This is a genomic window from Mesorhizobium sp. M8A.F.Ca.ET.057.01.1.1 (assembly GCF_003952565.1).
Lineage (GTDB): Bacteria > Pseudomonadota > Alphaproteobacteria > Rhizobiales > Rhizobiaceae > Mesorhizobium.
This window is the reverse complement of record NZ_CP034454.1, coordinates 3,745,591-3,762,017: the sequence shown is the minus strand read 5'-3', so window position 1 is coordinate 3,762,017 and position 16,427 is coordinate 3,745,591. Positions and strand designations below refer to the sequence as shown.

Sequence of the window (16,427 nt, the reverse complement as noted above, 5' to 3'; positions counted from 1 at the left end):
AAACCCGAGCCGAATTACGCATGCCTGAGGCATGGCAATCCGCATCCTTTCTCCTCTCCACGCGCTTCTCGCCGCGACGTTTGTTCTTTACGCTGCCGCCGATGCCGGCGCGCGCGAACTGAAATCCTTCAAGGACGATCTCTTCGCCTATCCGGCGACGCTCTCATCCGACACAAATGGTGCCTACACGGTCCTCGACTACCGTGAAATGCGCGACATCAACCAGCGTGACGAGGTGCCGGAAAAGCGCGTGCATGCCCAGTATGCCGACACCGGCGTGCGCAAGACGCAGCAGGATCTGATGCTGAAGACGGACGCCGGCGATGTCAGGCATGTCGCCGTCGGCAAGACGCAAGGGGCCGCCGTCATCGTGCTCTATCTGCACGGGCAGGGCGGCAGCCGCAAGCAAGGCATCGACGACTTCACCTTCGGCGGCAATTTCAACCGCCTCAAGAACCTGATGGCCGGCAATGGCGGGCTCTATATCTCTCCGGATTTTCCTGATTTCGGCGACAAGGGCGCAGCACTGGTCGCGGCCCTGATCGACCATTATGCCGAACAGTCCCCGGACGCGAAAATCTTCGTCGCCTGCGGCTCGATGGGCGGTGCGCTGTGCTGGAAGCTTGCCGCCCGCAAGGATACGGGCGGGCGCATCAATGGATTGCTGCTGCTCGGATCGCTGTGGGACGAGAGCTTTCTCGCCAGCCCCGCCTTCAAGCGTCGCGTGCCAGTGTTCTTCGGCCAGGGCAGCCATGACGTGGTCTTTCCCGTGGCCAACCAGGAAGCATTCTTCCGCTCCATCCTGGCCAGGTCGAAGACCTATCCGACCCGCTTCGTCCGCTTCGAGACCGGCACGCATGGCACGCCGATCCGCATGGTCGACTGGCGCGGCACGCTCAACTGGATGCTTTCGAAGGCACCATAAGGCCCCGATGCGCCATTTGGACTAGGGCAATTCCAGGAAAAGTGTGAAACGGTTTTCCCGGGAGAAGCGCGTAGCGCTTCCCCTTGGGAATTGCGCCAAAACAAAGAGTTAGAGCGTTTCACCGTTTCGGTGAAACGCTCTAAGGCGCGGTGTTGTAGTCGACAATCGTCTGCGGATTTTCCTCGCCGTCATACGACGCGTCGACGTCATACTGGACCAGCGAAAAATCGCCGTTGCGAAACAGATATGTCCCGGAGTCAGAGGCATCGCCGACGCCGCGCCATTTGGTGAACGTGGTGATCGTGTGAGCGTTGGGGTCATAGTCGGAGTTGACCGCCCACCCTGTGGTCTGGAAGCCGATCACCGTCACGCTCAACAATTTACCGTCGCTGTCGTTGTTTTCGTAGCGTATATCGGTCTCGGGCTCGGCGAATTGCAGTTGCCTGACGCCGTCCACCTCGTCGGTCATGTAGTAGACCGAGCTTTCATTGTAGGCGGCGGCCGAGCAGGAGAAGTGGAACAGTCGGGTTTCCTTGTCCGGGTCGCCCGGCTGCGCATTCTTGTCCTTGTATTTGATCGAAAAAACCTCCGGCTCATTGGCCAGGAGTTGCTTGTCGCACTGGTCGCCATAGGTCGCCAGGAAGGCCTTCTTGGCTTGTTCCAGTGCGGCATCCTTCTTCGGCGGCGGCGGACCATCGCCGCAGCTTGGCGGCACCGCATCGTCGAAATCGGCGGTGGAGGGCTTCAGTGCTCCCTTGTCGATGAAGATCGGCTGGAAGGGCGGCGCCTGGATCTGGGCGTTGACCTGGCGCAGCGTGTAGCAGCCGGCGAAGACCTTCGCTTCGCCCTTCTTGTCGGTTGCCTGGATGGCGACCGGGATATTGTAATAGATGCTGCCCGCAGCGCCCTCGTCCGAAATCGGACCGGTCTTGACCTCCACCGTCTCGGTGCCGTCATAGCCTTTGACGAACGTATCGAAATCCTTTGCCGGCCTTGTATCGCCGTAATAGCCCCAGGCGCGAGCGAATTCGTGCCGGTTGATGGCGCTGTAGAGCGAGCGGACGACCGCATCCGCGCTCGACCGATCATCGATGTAAGGCGCTTCGGGCGTATCGCTGGCGGCCAGTGCCGTCTGGGCTGTCGTGACAAGGGAGAGAAGGGCAGTCGCTGCGAGAAAGGCGCGTCTCATCGTGAATCTCCGCTCGATAACGAAGATTCTACCATGGCGATTGCGGCGACGTGGTGACGCCGTGCAGCTGCAGCTTGAAGAATCGTGCTTGAGGGCGCTACGTCCTCCTGCCGGCGTTCCTGCCGGACAGGAGATCTGACGTGACGATATCGATGTATGAGGCATCCGTGCCCGTGTTTTCAGCCAGGCTGAAAGCGCTTTCCAATGTGCTCGCGGCAGCCGAACAAAACGCGCTTGACCGCAAGATCGACCCGCAGGTGTTTTTGACGGCGCGGCTTGCGCCAGACATGTTCGCTTTGACCCGGCAGGTGCAGATCGCCACCGACCATGCCAAGGGAGCACCCTCGAGGTTGGCCAGCCGCGAAGTGCCGAAATACGAAGACAATGAGGCGAGCTTTGCCGATCTCGAAGCGAGGATCGCCAAGACACTGGCCCATCTGGCGACTTTTTCGGCCGCCGATATCGACGGGTCGGATGACAAGATGATCGAGTTGAAGCTGGGGGGCCGGGAAACTGCATTGAGCGGCATGCAGTATCTGCTGCATGTGGCCATGCCCAACTTCTATTTCCACCTCACCACCGCCTACGACATCCTTCGCCACAATGGCGTGCCGTTGGGCAAGGCGACGTTCCTGGGATCGCGTTGAGGCGTGAAGGTCGAGATGTCCTGGATCGATCCGGGACATCTCGCGGGATGCAGCCTAGCGGATGGACATTTCGCGGGCGATGCGCGGGAAATCGGCGGGCTTGATGCCGATGTCGGCACGCTCGGCGCTGCTCATCGAATGAAGCAGCGCCAGCGCCGCACGATATCTCTGATGTTCCTGTGGGCGCGGCCGGGCGAACATTTCCGTGAAGAAACCCATGATTCAGGCTCCTGGTTGGTCCTCCACACCACACAATATACGTGAATCGTGACAATTGTGCAGTGCAGCATTTGCATGCCTGCCATGTCCGAATGATTTCATAAAAATTTTTTTGCGGCTTGATGAAACTTTTGCGCCGCGTCAATCGTAGGCTTCGACGCTGGCACATGGCCAGTTTTTCCTCGCCACTCCTGGCGAATTTCCGGACTGCATGAAAGTGCAGTCCGGCTTTTGGTCGAGGAGCCATTGATCCTCGATCGCAATCCTCGCAACGGCTAAATTCGTTAAGACCTGTGGCATGTATTTTTAACGAGCCGGTTCTATGCTTTGCAATCCAGACAGTCAGGCAAGGGGGAGGCTGACATCGCTACCAGCGCCAAGCGTGATTTCGCTTCGTTGCTCGACGACCTCTTCGTTGCCTCCGACAAGGGCGACGGCATCGAGGGCGACGAGACCGGCGCGCGCCCGTCCATCCCGTTCGACTATCTCTCGGTCGCCGATGAACTCCATTCCGGCCGCATCAAGGTATCCGCCGCGGAGTATCGCGAGGCTGGTGCTGATCTGGCCAGCGAATTTGCCGCCCTGCTTGAGCAGGCAAGGCTGGCCCTGGCTGGCGAAGAACCGAAGCCGGAAGAAGAATTGCCGCCAATCGATCCCGAATCCATTGCGGTCGAACTGGGACTGAATCAGCCCAAGGTCGTTGCCGATTTCGGTCGCATGCGCCGCAGCTTTGCTTTTGCCAACCATCCCGACCGGGTTGCCCCGCATTTGCGTCAGCGCGCGATGATCCGCATGCAAGTGGCCAACATGCTGATCGACGAGGCCAAGCGCCGCGCCGTGGCCGCGGCACGCCGCTAACCGTCCCTGCTCACGCAAAAGTCGGCCTGGCAAGGCTTGGAGAGCGCCTCCGCTTTCCTATAGGATGCGATTTCCTCCCGCGCAGCCGCGCATGTTTTTCCCTCCGGAGCAGAATTCCATGCACAAACGCCGTCTCGGCCGGACCGATCTTCTTGTTACCCAGATTTGCCTCGGTTCGATGACCTGGGGCCAGCAAAACACCGAGGCCGATGGCCATGCCCAGATGGACCTGGCTTTCTCGCGTGGCGTCAATTTCATCGACACCGCTGAACTTTATCCGATCCCGCCCAAGGCTGAGACGCAAGGGCGGACCGAGAAGATCATCGGCAGCTGGATGAAGGCCAAGGGCAATCGCGACAAGGTGATCCTTGCCTCAAAGGTGGTCGGCCGGACCGCCAACAGCTGGTTTCGTGGCGATCGACCCTCGCAATTGGTGCGGGCCGATATCTTTGATGCCATCGACAAGTCGCTGACCAAGCTCGGCACGGACTATCTCGACCTTTATCAAATCCACTGGCCGGAACGGGACATCCCATGGGGCGCCAACCCGACGCGCGTCGGCGCGGTGGCGCGGCGTGCCGATTCTGTCGGCGCGCCAGTCGGCGAGACACCGATCGCCGAGACGCTTTCGGTATTCGAGGACCTGGTGAAGGCAGGAAAAATCCGCCATTTCGGCCTGTCGAACGAGAGTTCGTGGGGCGTGATGCGCTTCCTCGCCGAGGCCGACAAAGGGATCGGTCCGCGCGTCGCCTCGATCCAGAACGCCTACAACCTCGTCAACCGCACCTTCGAGGTGAACCTCGCCGAGGTCTGCGAACGCGAAGGGGTGTCGCTGCTTGCCTATTCGCCACTGGCGCAGGGTTATCTGACCGGCAAGTACGATCACGGCGCCCGCCCGCAGGGCTCGCGCTCGCAGCTCTTCAACCGCGGTCAGCGCTACGAGACGCCCAATGCCGCTGAAGCGCAGCTCGAATACAATGAATTGGCGCGCTCTTTCGGCCTGGAGCCGGCGCTGTTTGCCAATGCCTATGTCTCGAGCCGGCCTTTCGTCACATCGAACATCGTCGGCGCGACAACCATTTCGCAGCTGGAAATGGCGCTGTCCTCGGTTGATGTCGTCTGGACCGAAGAGATGCAGAAGGCGGTGGACGCCATTCACCAGCGGGTCGGCAATCCCTGTCCGTGACGGGCCGGTGCGGAATTGTCGAGCAACAGCAAAGGGGTGGAGACAATGGTGAATTTTTCGATCGAGGCCGTGCGTGGAAAATTTCCCGCTCTCTCGCTGACCGACAAAGGGCGCCGGCGCATCTATCTCGACAATCCTGCCGGGACACAGGTGCCTCAGGCCGTCGCCGATGCGGTCTCGCGCTGCCTTTTGACGACCAACGCCAATCTAGGCGGCTATTTTGAAACGACGATCGCGGCGCAGCAGGTCGTCGACGAGGCGCACCAGGCGATGGTCGATTTCCTGGGCGCGGCGAGCCCGCAGGAAATCATCATCGGCGCAAACATGACGACGCTGACCTATCACATGTCGCGCACGCTCGGCCGCACGATGAAGCCAGGCGACGAGATCATCCTCACCCGCATGGACCATGAGGGCAATGTGTCGCCCTGGCTGCAACTGGCCGAGGACCTCGGCCTCGTCGTGCACTGGCTGCCGTTCGACGAAAAGACCTGGCAGGTCGAGGAGGCGACGCTCGCTGGTCTGCTGTCGGGGAAGACACGTCTGGTGGCGTTGAACTACGCCAGCAATCTCACCGGCTCGATCAATCGGGTCAAGTCCTTGACCCAACTTGCTAAAAAGGCCGGAGCGCTGGTCTATGTCGATGCCGTGCAATTCGCGCCGCATGGCCTGATCGACGTGCAGGAGCTCAACTGCGATTTTTTGATCTGCTCGGCCTACAAATTCTTCGGCCCGCATATGGGCATCCTGTGGGGCCGGCGCGACGTCATCGAAGGTCTGAAGGCCTATAAATGCCGCTGTTCCTCGAACGGCCTGCCGGAGCGCTTCGAACTCGGCACGCCGCAGATCGAACTGATGGCCGGCCTCACCGCCGCAGTTGACTATTTTGCCGACCTCGGCGCCGGCGAGGGCGGATCGAGAAGGCGCAGGATTGCCAAGGCGTTCGAAGTGTCCATCGCCCATGAAAACCCGCTGGCGCAAAGGTTGATCGATGGTCTGTCCGATATCCCGGGCCTGGCGATCCATGGCATCACCGATCCGAAACGGCTCGGCGATCGTGTGCCGACTGTTTCCTTCACCGTGGACGGCATAGTACCCGAAACGATCGTGCGGCAGATGAACGCCGAAAACATCTTCCTGTGGTCGGGCCACAACTATGCCTGGGAGATCGTCCACCAGCTCGGCATTCCGGCCGAGCAAGGCGTCGTGCGCATCGGCATCGCGCATTACAACACTGCGTCCGAAATCGACGAGACGCTGGAAAGCGTGCACCGGGTGATTGCCATGCTCAGGCAGCAACGGTCCTGATGCGGGCTTGAACTCTCACCGCGCCTTGCCGCCAAAACCGGTGAGGAAGGCGGTGAGGTTGTCGCCGAGTTCGTCGCAGAGATAGCCGCCTTCCTGGACGATGACCGTCGGCAGGCCGAGCCCGGCGATGGCCTCGCCGATGCGCGAGAAGCCCGGCGTCGTCACCGAAAGCCCGCCGAACGGATCGCCCTCGAACGCGTCGAGGCCGAGCGCCACGACCAGTACATCGGGAGAGAAGGCGCGGATGCGGTGGAACGCCAGGCCGAGCGCTTCCAGAAACGCCGCATCGGCGGATTTGCGCGGCAGCGGCAGGTTGAAATTGTAGCCGAGGCCGGGACCTTCGCCGCGCTCGTCGGCATGGCCCCAGAAGAACGGGTAGAAGCGCACCGGATCGGCGTGCAGCGAGACGGTCAACACGTCGGGCCGCGCATAGAAGATGCCTTGCGTGCCGTTGCCGTGATGCAGGTCGACATCGAGGATGGCGACGCGCGCGGCTTGCTTGCGAAGCACCTGTGCCGCGACGGCCGAATTGTTGATGAAGCAGAAGCCGCCGGCGACATCGGCAAAGGCGTGGTGGCCAGGTGGTCGGCACAGCGCATAGGCGCCGGAAGCGCCTGCCATCACCGTTTCCGCCGCCTCGACGGCGCTCCAGGCGCTCCACAGCGCGCTCTGCCATGTCTCGCCCGAGATGGGGCAGGCCGTGTCTGCCATGTGGTATCCGGCCTGCCCGACAGCGGAGGCCGGATAGGAGCCGTTGCGGGCGATCGGGTGGATATTGGGGATGACCTCCGCCGACGCGCCGTCGATCCGCTGCCAGCGCTCGAAAATATGTTCGAGGAAGTCGAGATATTCGGGCGTATGCACCGCGGAGACGGGGCCGAGCCCATGATTCCCGGGTCTTTCGATGGTGCAACCCGCAGACCTTGCGCCGGCTAATAATCTTTCGGCGCGTTCCGGTTTTTCAGGATTTGGTTGCGCGGCACCGCTGGATAGGAAAGCCTTGGGGTCGTGCCGCTTCTGCTCCTGCGCGTAGAAGGCTTTCATGGCAGGTCCCCATTTTCCGGCGTGTCGGCGAAGGCGAAAAAGGCCTCGCCGATGATTTTCTGCGTCTGCTCGTAGCTCGACCAGGCAATGCCCAGCCTCTCGTAAAAAGCCTTGGCGCCCTCATTGTCCGTGTCGACGGACAGCCTCAGATAAACGCCGCCATCCCTGCGGCACTCAGCCGCCACGTGCCGCAGCAGGCGCTCGCCGATCTTGCGGCCGCGAAACCGGTCCTCGACATAGAGATCCTGCACATAGACACCGGGCCGCCCCATCCAGGTCGAGAAGATGGGGAAATGCAGGCACAGCCCGGCGAACTCGCCATCGACTTCGGCGATCAGGGTCGAAAAAGCCGACTTTTCGCCGAAGCCCCAGGTTCTGAGATCGTCCGCCGTCGAAATAATTTCCTCGGGCGCGCCGATATGGGTGCCGAGTTTCAGGATCGCCGCGTGGATCGTTTCGACATCATCGATGGTGCCGGCGCGGAGGAGGACATCATTGGATGCTGGATTGGTCACGGTCCTGTCTCAAAAAGCCACGCGGTCGCCGCCCTTGAGCGCCAGCATGTCGCGCGCTTCCGCCGGTGTGGCAACCTCCAGCGACAGCCCATCGAGAATGCCACGGATGCGGCGCACCTGGTCGGCGTTGGATTTCGCCAATTGGCGGCCGTCGTAGAGGCTGTCCTCCAGCCCGACACGCACATTTCCGCCCATCGCGGCGGCGATCGAGATCAGCGGCATCTGCTGGCGGCCGGCTGCCAGCACCGAGAATTGATAGCTGTCGCCGAACAATTTGTCGGCGATCCGCTTCATATGGACGAGATTGTCCGGGTCGGCGCCGATACCGCCCAGGATGCCAAGCACGAACTGGATGAACAGCGGCCCGGACACCAGCCCCCGGTTGCGGAAATGCGCCAGCGAATAGAGGTGGCCGACATCGTAGCACTCGAATTCGAAGCGCGTGCCGCAGCCTTTGCCAAGCCGCTCGAGCACGCCTTCCATGTCGGCGAAGGTGTTTTTGAAGATGGCCTCGCGCGTGGCTTCGAGCAGCTTCGGCTCCCATTCATGCTGCCATTCCCTTGGCTTGTCGAGCATCGGGAACAGCGCGAAATTCATCGAACCCATGTTGAGGGAACACATTTCGGGTTCAGCCCGCAGCGGTGCCGCCAACCGTTGGTCCAGCGTCATCAGCGAGGAGCCGCCGGTGGTGATGTTGATCACCGCATCGGTCGCCTGCTTGATGCGCGGCAGGAACTGCATGAACACTTCGGGATCGGCAGTGGGGCGGCCATCCCTGGGGTCGCGTGCATGCAGATGCAGGATCGAGGCCCCGGCCTCGGCCGCGGCGATCGCATCCGCCGCGATCTGGTCCGGCGTCACCGGCAGATGGGGCGACATGGACGGCGTATGCACCGAACCGGTGACGGCGCAGGTGATGATGACTTTTCGCGGCGCCATTTCCTCTACCCCCGGCCTTCGACCGGCAAGTCAAGCTCGGCAGCCAGAATCTCAAGCGAGTCGCCGATGATGGAGATGATCTCGCCGACCTGCCCGGCGGTGACGATCATCGGCGGCGCCACCATGAAATTGTCGCCATCGACGCCGCCCTTGACCCTGCGGCCATAGATGATCAGCCCGCGCTCATAGGCGAGGTCGAGCAGCCGCTGCGTCGCCTTTCTGCCCTGGTCAATCGGCTTCAGAGTTTCCGGATCGGCAACCATCTCGGCCCCAGTGAGCAAGCCTTTGCCGCGCACGTCGGCAATGAACGGGAAGCGCTTCGCAAGTGCTTTCAGGCCGTCCATCAGCACATCGCCCATGGCAGCCGCGTTGGCAATCAGGTCGAGCCGGTCCATTTCGCCCAGCACCGCCAGCCCGGCGGCGCAGGCCAGCGGATTGCCGGCATAGGTGTGGCCATGCTGGAAGCCGCCGGTGGCGAGCAGCGGCTCGACCAGCCGCATCGGCGCCGCCAGAGCGCCGAGCGGCGCGTAGCCGGAGCCCAGGCCTTTCGACAGCGCGACGATGTCCGGCTTGCAGTTCCAATGGTCGCCGCCGAGGAATTTGCCGGTGCGGCCCGCACCGCTCATCACTTCGTCGTGGATGAGCAGGATGCCGTAGCGGTCGCAGATCTCGCGGATGCGCGCATAGTAGCTGTCCGGCGCCACCAGGGCCGAGGTCGCCGCGCCGCCGATCGGCTCCATGATGAAGGCGACGACGCTTTCGGGGCCTTCGGCGAGGATCTTTTCCTCCAGCATGTCGGCATAGCGGACGCCGCGCTGCTCCATCGAGAAATTGTCGCGGTCGCGCCAGGCGGTTGGTGCCGGCACGGTCGGCATCACCCGCATCATCGGTGTAAAAGTTTCGGCCAGCGCATCGTCGCCGGTGATTGAAAGCGAACCCAGCGTGCCGCCATGATAGGAAGGAAAGCGGGTGATCACCTTCCAGCGGCCGGCCTGACCGGTGGCGACGGCCCATTGCCGGGCCAGCTTGATGCAGGATTCCGTCGCCTCCGAGCCGCCGGAGACGAAGAAGATGCGGTCCATGCCTTCCGGCATCTTGCCGGCAAGTTCTCGCGCCAGTTCTTCCGCCGGTTCGTTCTCGAAATGCAGCCGGTAGGCGAAGGTGGCGCGGTCCATCTGCCGCTTCATGGCATCGAGCACATTGCGGTTGGAATGGCCGATATTGGCGACCATCGGGCCGCTCGACCCGTCGATGAAACGGCGGCCATCCTGCGTCCACATGTAGATGCCTTCGGCGCGGTCGATCAGCGGCCGACGCAGGCTGGATAGATAGAAGAGATGCGATTCTCGCCGCGTTTCGGCGGCAGGTTGGACTTTCGACATGTCAGGACTTTCCAAGATAGCGATCGAGGACATTCTGGGTAACCCGTTCGATCATCGGGTCTTGTCTTAGCAGGCCGGCGACCCATTCGCAGCTTCCAGCGTGGAACACCTCGCCCTTGCCGCGTGGAAAATTGACGATCATGCCATTGCTGCGTTTGACCTTTTCGAGATTGGCGTCGCTCCTGTCGCCGAACAGCGTCTCGGCGCTGAAGCGACCATCCTCGTCGGTGAGGAACTGGTCCTCGACCGGAATGTCGGCGCTTTCCTCGACCTGGCTGGCCATGCCGACGGCCAGCACCTGCAAGCCATCGGGCGCGCCGCTGGTCGCGGTCGGGTAGGGCAGGCCGCCGCGGATCTCGAAATCGAGCCCGTCGACCTCATAGCCATAGACATGGCTGTCGGCGCCGAGCAGGTCGCCGTAATAGATGCCTGTGCCGGCAAAGGCCCAGTGTTCGGGCCGGTAGACCGGAAACCCACGCACGCCGCGCGGCGCGCAGCCGCCCCAGCCCGCGTAAAGGCCACGGGTGGCGTTGAGCCCGAAGGTCGCGGCACCCGGCCGGCCGATTTCGGGCGCTTCCCAGGAATTGGTGGCGCGTGTCACGTCGCCGCCTTGGAGATAGGCGGGATCCTCGGCCCGGGCGCGATATTTGTAGCAAACCTGCCGGCGGCCTTCGTCCTCCAGCCGTGTCTGCCACATGAAATTGCCGGCAAAGCGCGCCGCATGGCCGCCGCGCTCGACATAGACGTCGACCGCGTCGCGCATTTCCCAGGTCCAGTATTCGTCATGGCCGACGAAGACCGCGCAGTCGTAGCCGTCGAGAATCTCGGGCGAGAAATGCAGGTCGAGCTGGCTGGTCAGATCGACATCATAGCCGGCCCGTTCGGCAAAGCGAAAAAATGACTGTCGTAGCTGGCCCAGCCCGAGGAGGCGTATTTCTTCGAATGGCCGGTGGCGAGCGCCCATTCCATGTGCGGATAGCGCGGCACCGTCTTCGGTGGCACCGCGACTTCCAGCGGCACGCGCGGCGCGTCCGCAGGCAGCACGACGAAGCCGCGGCACCAGGGGCGCTGCGTCGACACGATGGGCGAGTACTGGTTGCGGTCGGGCCCGGTAATGCCCTGATAGTGGTTGGAGCCGCCCCAGGTGTTGTAGGCAAGCCAGGTGCCCGTCGCCGCCACCTGCAGCACACGGCCGGGTTTCTTGCCCGGTTGGGGAGAGACGATAAAGATATGGTGACTTTGGATCGACTTGCCGTCGCGCCCGTCGGCGGTCAGCGTCACGCGATAGGCGCCAGACGGCCAGTCGTTTTCCACACGGAATTCAAAGGAGGATTCCCAGCCGCAGCCTTCGGCCGAGCATTGGTCCGGACTGTCCTGCCAGCGCGACGCGATGCCGGATGTCTCGAACACTTTCGTCTCGGTGCCGCCGTCCCGGGTGATGGTCATGCTGAATGACGGAGCTGTGGAACTGACATGCAGCGTAATCATCTCGCCGGCGCGATACGAAAACCGGTTGCTGTAGCACCAGATCTCGCCGCGCTCGCCATCCATGCCTGGCCACTCGTAATAGTGGCCGCGCACCGCGTGACGGCGCTGCTCCGCTGTCAGTCCGAAATCGGGGAATTCCGTGGGGTATCTGGTCATCATCATGCTCAGGCGGAAAGATATTTCTTGAGGAAGCCGCGCGTGCGTTCCTTCCGCGGCGCCCGAAAGATCTCGGCCGGCGGGCCTTCCTCGACAACCACGCCGCCATCCATGAACAGCACCCGGTCGGCGACCTCGCCGGCAAAGCGCATCTCATGCGTTACGATGAGCATGGTCATGTGTTCGGCGGCAAGCTGTTTCATCACCGCGTTGACCTCGTCGACCAGTTCAGGGTCGAGCGCCGAAGTGGCTTCATCGAACAGCATCACCTTGGGCTGCATGGCCAGAGCACGGGCAATCGCCACACGCTGCTTCTGGCCGCCCGAAAGCCGTGAGGGGTAGGCGCCGATCTTTTCGGCGAGCCCGACCTTGGAGAGGAGCTCGTGCGCGAGCACCTTGGCATCGGCTTTCGGCATGCCTTTCAGGATCACCGGCCCCATGGTGATGTTGTCGATCACGGTCAGATGCGGGAACAGGTTGAAGTGCTGGAACACCATCCCCATTTGCTGGCGCACCTTGTTGATGTGCCGCTCGAAGGCCTGGCCATGCAGTGGCTGGTTGACCTGCACGCCGTCCAGCCAGACTTCGCCACCGTTCAATGTCTCGAGATGGTTGATCGAGCGCAGCAGCGTGCTCTTGCCGGAGCCGCTCGGCCCGATGATCGCCACGATCTGCCCACGCTCGACCGATAGGTCGATACCCTTGAGAACCTCGACGGCGCCGAAGGATTTGCGTGCGCCGCGAACCTCCACCATTGGTCGCTGCGTGCTCATCGGGAAACCTCCACATGCCGTTCAAACCGATGCAAGGCCGCTTCGAGCACAAGGTTCAAGATGTAGTAGAGCACGGCAGCCGTAATGTAGAATTCGAACGGGCGGAACGTTTCGCTGATCGCCAGTTGCGCCGAGTGGACCAGCTCCGCGATGCCGATGACCGAGACGATCGAGGATTCCTTCAGCAGCGCGATCAGATTGCTGCCGATCGGCGGCGCTGTGTTGCGGATGGCTTGCGGTATGACGACGTAGCGCAGCGCCTGCCATTTGCCGAAGCCGATGCTGCGCGCGCCTTCCGTTTGGCCGACGTCGACCGCCACGATGCCCGCGCGAATGACATCGGCATTGTAGACGGCAAAATGCAGCCCAAGCCCGATGATGCCGGCGGCAAGGGCAGGGATGTCGATGCCGATCTGCACCAGCCCGAAATAGATCAGGAAAAGTTGCAGCAACAGCGGCGTACCCATGAACACCCACATGAAGGCGCGCACGGGGTAGGCCAGCATCGCCGGTGCGTAGAGGACGATGACGGCGAACAGGATGCCGAAGGCAAAACTGAGGGCTCCGGCCGAGACCGTCAGCACCGATGTCCACCAGGCGCCTGTCAGAAGAAGGTCCCAGTACGGCACGACGACGCTGAAATCGAGACCTTGCATCACGCTCCCCCGATCAGATGATGGCAAAGCGCTTGTCGAGCATGTCGACAATGCGGGCAACGGCGTAGACCATGATCATGTAGAGCAGGGCCGCGACGCCGAAAATTTCGAACGGCTTGTAGGTGGAGCCGATGAAACGCTGGGCCGTATAGGTCAACTCCACCACCGAGATGGTGGACACCAGCGCGGAACCCTTCAGCAAGGCGACCGTGTTGACGCCGAGCGGGCGGATCATCAGCCTCGCGGCCTGCGGCAGCACGACTTTGCCCAAGGTCTGCAAGCGGCTGAATCCGATCGTGCGGGCAGCCTCCGTCTGGCCGCGGTCGGCGCGCCCCGGATCGATTCCGCCATATAGGCGCCGATGTTGAGGCCAAGGCCGATTACACCAGCCGTGAACGGCTCCAGATTGATGCCGATCTGCGGCCCGCCGAAATAGAGCACGAACAGCTGGATCAGGCAGGGTGTGCCGCGAAACAGGCTGACATAGACAGTGCCGACGGCCCGCAAGATCGCCGATCTCGACATCCGGGCGGCCGCCGCCAGCGCCGCGGCGGCCAGCCCCAGAACCAGGGCCAGCACTGTCAGTTCCAGCGTCACGAGCGCCGCTTCCACGAAAAACGGGAAGACACGGCTCATCAAGGAGAAATCCATGGGGTCGCCCCGGCAGGAATGTCGTTTGGTTTTCAGGCGACCAGGCCGCCTGAAAACCGGAAGGGATTAGCGGATGTCGGTGCCGACCCACTGTTTGGAGATCTTCTCGTAGGTGCCGTCTGCCATCATCCCGTCCAATGCCTTCTGCATGGCGGCCTTGAGCTCCGGATTGTCCTTGCGGATGGCGATGCCAATGGCGACGCTGCCGCCTTCGATGTCAGGCGTGTCGAGCTTGCGCACCTTCTCGCCGGTTTCCTTGACGGCGACCATGACCGGAATGTTGTCGACGACGATGGCATCGACACGGCCCGCCTTCAATTCCAGCAACAATTCCGGCAAGCCCTTGTAGGTGCGGACATCCCAGCCACCCTGCGCGCGCGCCCATTTCTCGTGCGTCTCGCCCAGCGTCACGCCAAGGGTCTTGCCCTTGAGATCGTCGAGGCTCTGCACCTTGGACTCCTGGTTCACGAAAACCGCGCGGCCGGCATGGTAGTAGGGGCCGACGAAATCGACCACCTTCTCGCGCTCGGGCGTGATCGTCATCGAGCCGACCACGGTGTCGTATTTGTTTGCGAGCAGGCCGGCGATGATGCCGTCCCAGGCGGTGGTGATGATGGTGCCCTTGACGCCGATGCGTTCGGCGATGGCCTTGCCGATATCGGCGTCGAAGCCGACGACCTCGTTTTGGTCGTTGACGAAGTTGAAGGGCGGATACTGCCCGCTCATCGAAATCCTCAATTCGCCTGCCGACTTGATCGTTTCGAGATCGTCTGCGCCGGCCGAAACGGCGGTGAAGGCCGAAGCAAGCAGCAGTGCGGCAACCGCGATGCCGGAAAATACCTTGTTCATCTGAATTTCTGTCCTCTGGATGGAGCGCGAAGGCTTGTTCTTGGGAGGCGTTGGGGCGCTCTCCTGATGTCAATGATTGCCTTTGCCCCTAGCATTGCGCAAATAGATAATGGGAATAAGGAGCATAGATATCAGGAATGGCATTGCCTCGCCCCGAACGGCTTGTCTGGGACCTCGACTGGAACCTGCTGCGCACATTCGTCGTGATCGCGGAGGTGAAAAGCATCACCCGAGCAGCCGAGCGCCTGAACCTCAAGCAACCCAGCGTCAGCAACGCGTTGCGGCGCCTGGAGGATCGCGTTGGTCGGCGCTTGGTCGAGCGTGATGCGACACGCTTCGAACTCACCGAGGTCGGGCGCCTGATCTATGAGCAGAGCGTGGAGGTGTTCGGCACCATATCGCAACTGCCGCTGCTGATGCGCGGGATCAGCGACGACGTCACCGGCCACGTCATGATCGCGACCGCCAGCCATGTCGTCTCGCCGCTGTTCGACCGCGCACTGGCGGAATTCCACCGCAACTACCCGCGCGGCTCCATCACCATCTCGGTCGCGGCAAGCACGGAAGTGGCCAAGCAGGTGCGGGAGCGCCGCGCTTCCTTCGGCATCTGCCTAGTCAGCCAGCGCGATCCGGCACTGGACTACGCGATGGTCTATCGCGAGTTCTTCGGCTTCTTCTGCGGCCCGCAGCACAGGCTTTTCGGGAAGACCGGATTGACGCTTGCCGATCTGCGGGGCGAGCCATCCGTATCCTTCCAGACCGATCACATTTCGGACGCCTTGCGGCCGGTGGCGTTGCTGCGCAGCGAGGCCAAGCTGAATGCCGATGTCGTCGGCGTGTCGTCCAGCCTGGAGGAGGTGCGGCGCATGATCGTGGCAGGGCTCGGCATCGGTCCGCTGCCGCTGCATGTCGCCCGGCGCGACGTGGCCGATGGTATGCTGTGGCGATTGCCGCCTTACGATGCGCCGCCGGCCATCGACATCTTCCTGCTGACCAATCCCGACAAGGCGATGAATCGCGCCGAGAAGGCGCTTTTGTCCGGGATACAAGCCCTGATCGCCGAAACGCCCTTGCAGGATCGCACCTACAGCGATTGACAGGCCGGCGCCGACCTATTCGACAAGAAAGGCCGCGGCGCGGTCGCGCATCGGCTCGTCCAGCGCCACCGAGGCCCGGGCGGTGAGATCGAAGCGCACGCTGGTCGTCCGGCTCGATGCATGGACGATGCGATCGATCGATCCGGACATCACCTGTTCGAAGGTGATGGAGGTGCGGCCGACCTTGACCACATGCGAGTGGATGGTGAGGAGCGAGCCGGCTTTCGTTTCATGCCGGTAGTCGGTTTCGGTGCGCACGTCGGCCCATCCGTTCTGGGAGCCCTGGCTGCCGTCCTGCCCGGCGATATGGCCGAGGAGCTGGAAACTGGCATCGTCGAACATCGCGGCGTAATGGCGCACATTCATGTGCCCCATCACGTCGCACATCCAGGGATGGGCGACGCCCACGAAGGTGACGAGGGATTTGCTCATGTGAGTTGTTCCGTGGCCTTTGTTTGGATCGCGAGACGCCTTATCGAAACGCGCGCCTGCAGGCAAACCGGCGGACGACTTCGGTGAGGGTTTTCGAACCGGCGATGGCCTGT

The 16,427-nt window shown here is 62.3% G+C and carries 16 protein-coding genes and 2 pseudogenes; 6 read left to right on the top strand and 12 right to left on the bottom strand.

Features of this window, described 5'->3' with window-relative positions:
- Window positions 1-31: 31 nt before the first annotated feature.
- The gene (locus tag EJ077_RS17865; RefSeq protein ID WP_208695460.1) at window positions 32-925 is read left to right on the top strand and encodes an alpha/beta hydrolase; all 894 of its coding nucleotides are present in this window, start codon (window positions 32-34) and stop codon (window positions 923-925) included.
- A gap of 139 nt (window positions 926-1,064) precedes the next feature.
- On the opposite strand, the gene EJ077_RS17860 is transcribed toward EJ077_RS17865, so the two are convergent.
- A complete protein-coding gene (locus EJ077_RS17860; protein WP_208695459.1) occupies window positions 1,065-2,114 on the bottom strand; it encodes a DUF1176 domain-containing protein in 1,050 nt (349 codons plus the stop codon).
- Between the two features lie 140 nt (window positions 2,115-2,254).
- On the opposite strand from EJ077_RS17860, the gene EJ077_RS17855 reads away from it, so the two are divergent.
- Window positions 2,255-2,761 carry a DUF1993 domain-containing protein gene (locus EJ077_RS17855; protein WP_208695458.1) on the top strand — a complete coding sequence of 169 codons (507 nt, stop codon included), beginning with the start codon at window positions 2,255-2,257 and terminating at the stop codon, window positions 2,759-2,761.
- Between the two features lie 54 nt (window positions 2,762-2,815).
- On the opposite strand, the gene EJ077_RS17850 is transcribed toward EJ077_RS17855, so the two are convergent.
- Window positions 2,816-2,980, bottom strand: coding sequence for a hypothetical protein (locus EJ077_RS17850; RefSeq protein WP_127280965.1), 165 nt, complete (start codon window positions 2,978-2,980; stop codon window positions 2,816-2,818).
- Between the two features lie 396 nt (window positions 2,981-3,376).
- Here EJ077_RS17850 and EJ077_RS17845 point away from each other — a divergent pair, with 396 nt between their 5' ends.
- From EJ077_RS17845 to EJ077_RS17835, 3 genes are all read left to right on the top strand, one after another.
- Window positions 3,377-3,838, top strand: a complete 462-nt coding sequence (locus EJ077_RS17845) for a hypothetical protein (protein ID WP_208703032.1) — start codon at window positions 3,377-3,379, stop codon at window positions 3,836-3,838.
- Window positions 3,839-3,956: 118 nt separating this feature from the next.
- Complete coding sequence (locus tag EJ077_RS17840) at window positions 3,957-5,024, top strand: aldo/keto reductase (RefSeq protein ID WP_208695457.1); 1,068 nt, start codon at window positions 3,957-3,959, stop codon at window positions 5,022-5,024.
- A 45-nt stretch (window positions 5,025-5,069) separates the two neighbouring features.
- Window positions 5,070-6,332, top strand: a complete 1,263-nt coding sequence (locus EJ077_RS17835) for a cysteine desulfurase-like protein (protein WP_208695456.1) — start codon at window positions 5,070-5,072, stop codon at window positions 6,330-6,332.
- Between the two features lie 15 nt (window positions 6,333-6,347).
- On the opposite strand, the gene EJ077_RS17830 is transcribed toward EJ077_RS17835, so the two are convergent.
- From EJ077_RS17830 to EJ077_RS17790, 9 genes and pseudogenes are all read right to left on the bottom strand, one after another.
- On the bottom strand, window positions 6,348-7,376 hold the full coding sequence (locus EJ077_RS17830) for a histone deacetylase family protein (RefSeq protein WP_208695455.1): 1,029 nt from the start codon (window positions 7,374-7,376) through the stop codon (window positions 6,348-6,350).
- Window positions 7,373-7,891, bottom strand: a complete 519-nt coding sequence (locus tag EJ077_RS17825) for a GNAT family N-acetyltransferase (protein WP_208695454.1) — start codon at window positions 7,889-7,891, stop codon at window positions 7,373-7,375. The genes EJ077_RS17830 and EJ077_RS17825 overlap by 4 nt, the downstream gene beginning before the upstream one ends.
- Window positions 7,892-7,900: 9 nt before the next feature.
- Window positions 7,901-8,830 (bottom strand): 3-keto-5-aminohexanoate cleavage protein, encoded by a 930-nt coding sequence (locus EJ077_RS17820; RefSeq protein ID WP_208695453.1) that lies wholly within the window; start codon window positions 8,828-8,830, stop codon window positions 7,901-7,903.
- A gap of 5 nt (window positions 8,831-8,835) precedes the next feature.
- The gene (locus EJ077_RS17815; protein WP_208695452.1) at window positions 8,836-10,212 is read right to left on the bottom strand and encodes an aspartate aminotransferase family protein; all 1,377 of its coding nucleotides are present in this window, start codon (window positions 10,210-10,212) and stop codon (window positions 8,836-8,838) included.
- 1 nt (window position 10,213) lies between these two features.
- A pseudogene (locus EJ077_RS17810) lies at window positions 10,214-11,856 on the bottom strand (N,N-dimethylformamidase beta subunit family domain-containing protein).
- Between the two features lie 8 nt (window positions 11,857-11,864).
- A complete protein-coding gene (locus EJ077_RS17805) occupies window positions 11,865-12,629 on the bottom strand; it encodes an amino acid ABC transporter ATP-binding protein (RefSeq protein ID WP_281040175.1) in 765 nt (254 codons plus the stop codon).
- The gene (locus EJ077_RS17800; protein WP_208695451.1) at window positions 12,626-13,285 is read right to left on the bottom strand and encodes an amino acid ABC transporter permease; all 660 of its coding nucleotides are present in this window, start codon (window positions 13,283-13,285) and stop codon (window positions 12,626-12,628) included. Before EJ077_RS17800 ends, EJ077_RS17805 begins: the two co-directional genes overlap by 4 nt.
- A gap of 13 nt (window positions 13,286-13,298) precedes the next feature.
- Window positions 13,299-13,936, bottom strand: a pseudogene (locus EJ077_RS17795) (amino acid ABC transporter permease).
- 66 nt (window positions 13,937-14,002) lie between these two features.
- Complete coding sequence (locus EJ077_RS17790; RefSeq protein ID WP_208695450.1) at window positions 14,003-14,785, bottom strand: ABC transporter substrate-binding protein; 783 nt, start codon at window positions 14,783-14,785, stop codon at window positions 14,003-14,005.
- A gap of 137 nt (window positions 14,786-14,922) precedes the next feature.
- Here EJ077_RS17790 and EJ077_RS17785 point away from each other — a divergent pair, with 137 nt between their 5' ends.
- Entirely contained in the window at window positions 14,923-15,882 is a 960-nt protein-coding gene (locus EJ077_RS17785) for a LysR family transcriptional regulator (protein WP_208695449.1), read from the top strand.
- Between the two features lie 15 nt (window positions 15,883-15,897).
- On the opposite strand, the gene EJ077_RS17780 is transcribed toward EJ077_RS17785, so the two are convergent.
- Entirely contained in the window at window positions 15,898-16,314 is a 417-nt protein-coding gene (locus EJ077_RS17780) for an acyl-CoA thioesterase (RefSeq protein ID WP_208695448.1), read from the bottom strand.
- Between the last annotated feature and the right edge of the window lie 113 nt (window positions 16,315-16,427).

Coding starts and splice junctions, on each gene's coding strand:
- EJ077_RS17805 (WP_281040175.1), bottom strand. CDS start 12,629: ATGAGCACGCAGCGACCAATGGTGGAGGTTCGCGGCGCACGCAAATCC.
- EJ077_RS17835 (WP_208695456.1), top strand. CDS start 5,070: ATGGTGAATTTTTCGATCGAGGCCGTGCGTGGAAAATTTCCCGCTCTC.
- EJ077_RS17840 (WP_208695457.1), top strand. CDS start 3,957: ATGCACAAACGCCGTCTCGGCCGGACCGATCTTCTTGTTACCCAGATT.
- EJ077_RS17830 (WP_208695455.1), bottom strand. CDS start 7,376: ATGAAAGCCTTCTACGCGCAGGAGCAGAAGCGGCACGACCCCAAGGCT.
- EJ077_RS17865 (WP_208695460.1), top strand. CDS start 32: ATGGCAATCCGCATCCTTTCTCCTCTCCACGCGCTTCTCGCCGCGACG.
- EJ077_RS17850 (WP_127280965.1), bottom strand. CDS start 2,980: ATGGGTTTCTTCACGGAAATGTTCGCCCGGCCGCGCCCACAGGAACAT.
- EJ077_RS17785 (WP_208695449.1), top strand. CDS start 14,923: ATGGCATTGCCTCGCCCCGAACGGCTTGTCTGGGACCTCGACTGGAAC.
- EJ077_RS17860 (WP_208695459.1), bottom strand. CDS start 2,114: ATGAGACGCGCCTTTCTCGCAGCGACTGCCCTTCTCTCCCTTGTCACG.
- EJ077_RS17780 (WP_208695448.1), bottom strand. CDS start 16,314: ATGAGCAAATCCCTCGTCACCTTCGTGGGCGTCGCCCATCCCTGGATG.
- EJ077_RS17815 (WP_208695452.1), bottom strand. CDS start 10,212: ATGTCGAAAGTCCAACCTGCCGCCGAAACGCGGCGAGAATCGCATCTC.
- EJ077_RS17800 (WP_208695451.1), bottom strand. CDS start 13,285: ATGCAAGGTCTCGATTTCAGCGTCGTCGTGCCGTACTGGGACCTTCTT.
- EJ077_RS17820 (WP_208695453.1), bottom strand. CDS start 8,830: ATGGCGCCGCGAAAAGTCATCATCACCTGCGCCGTCACCGGTTCGGTG.
- EJ077_RS17790 (WP_208695450.1), bottom strand. CDS start 14,785: ATGAACAAGGTATTTTCCGGCATCGCGGTTGCCGCACTGCTGCTTGCT.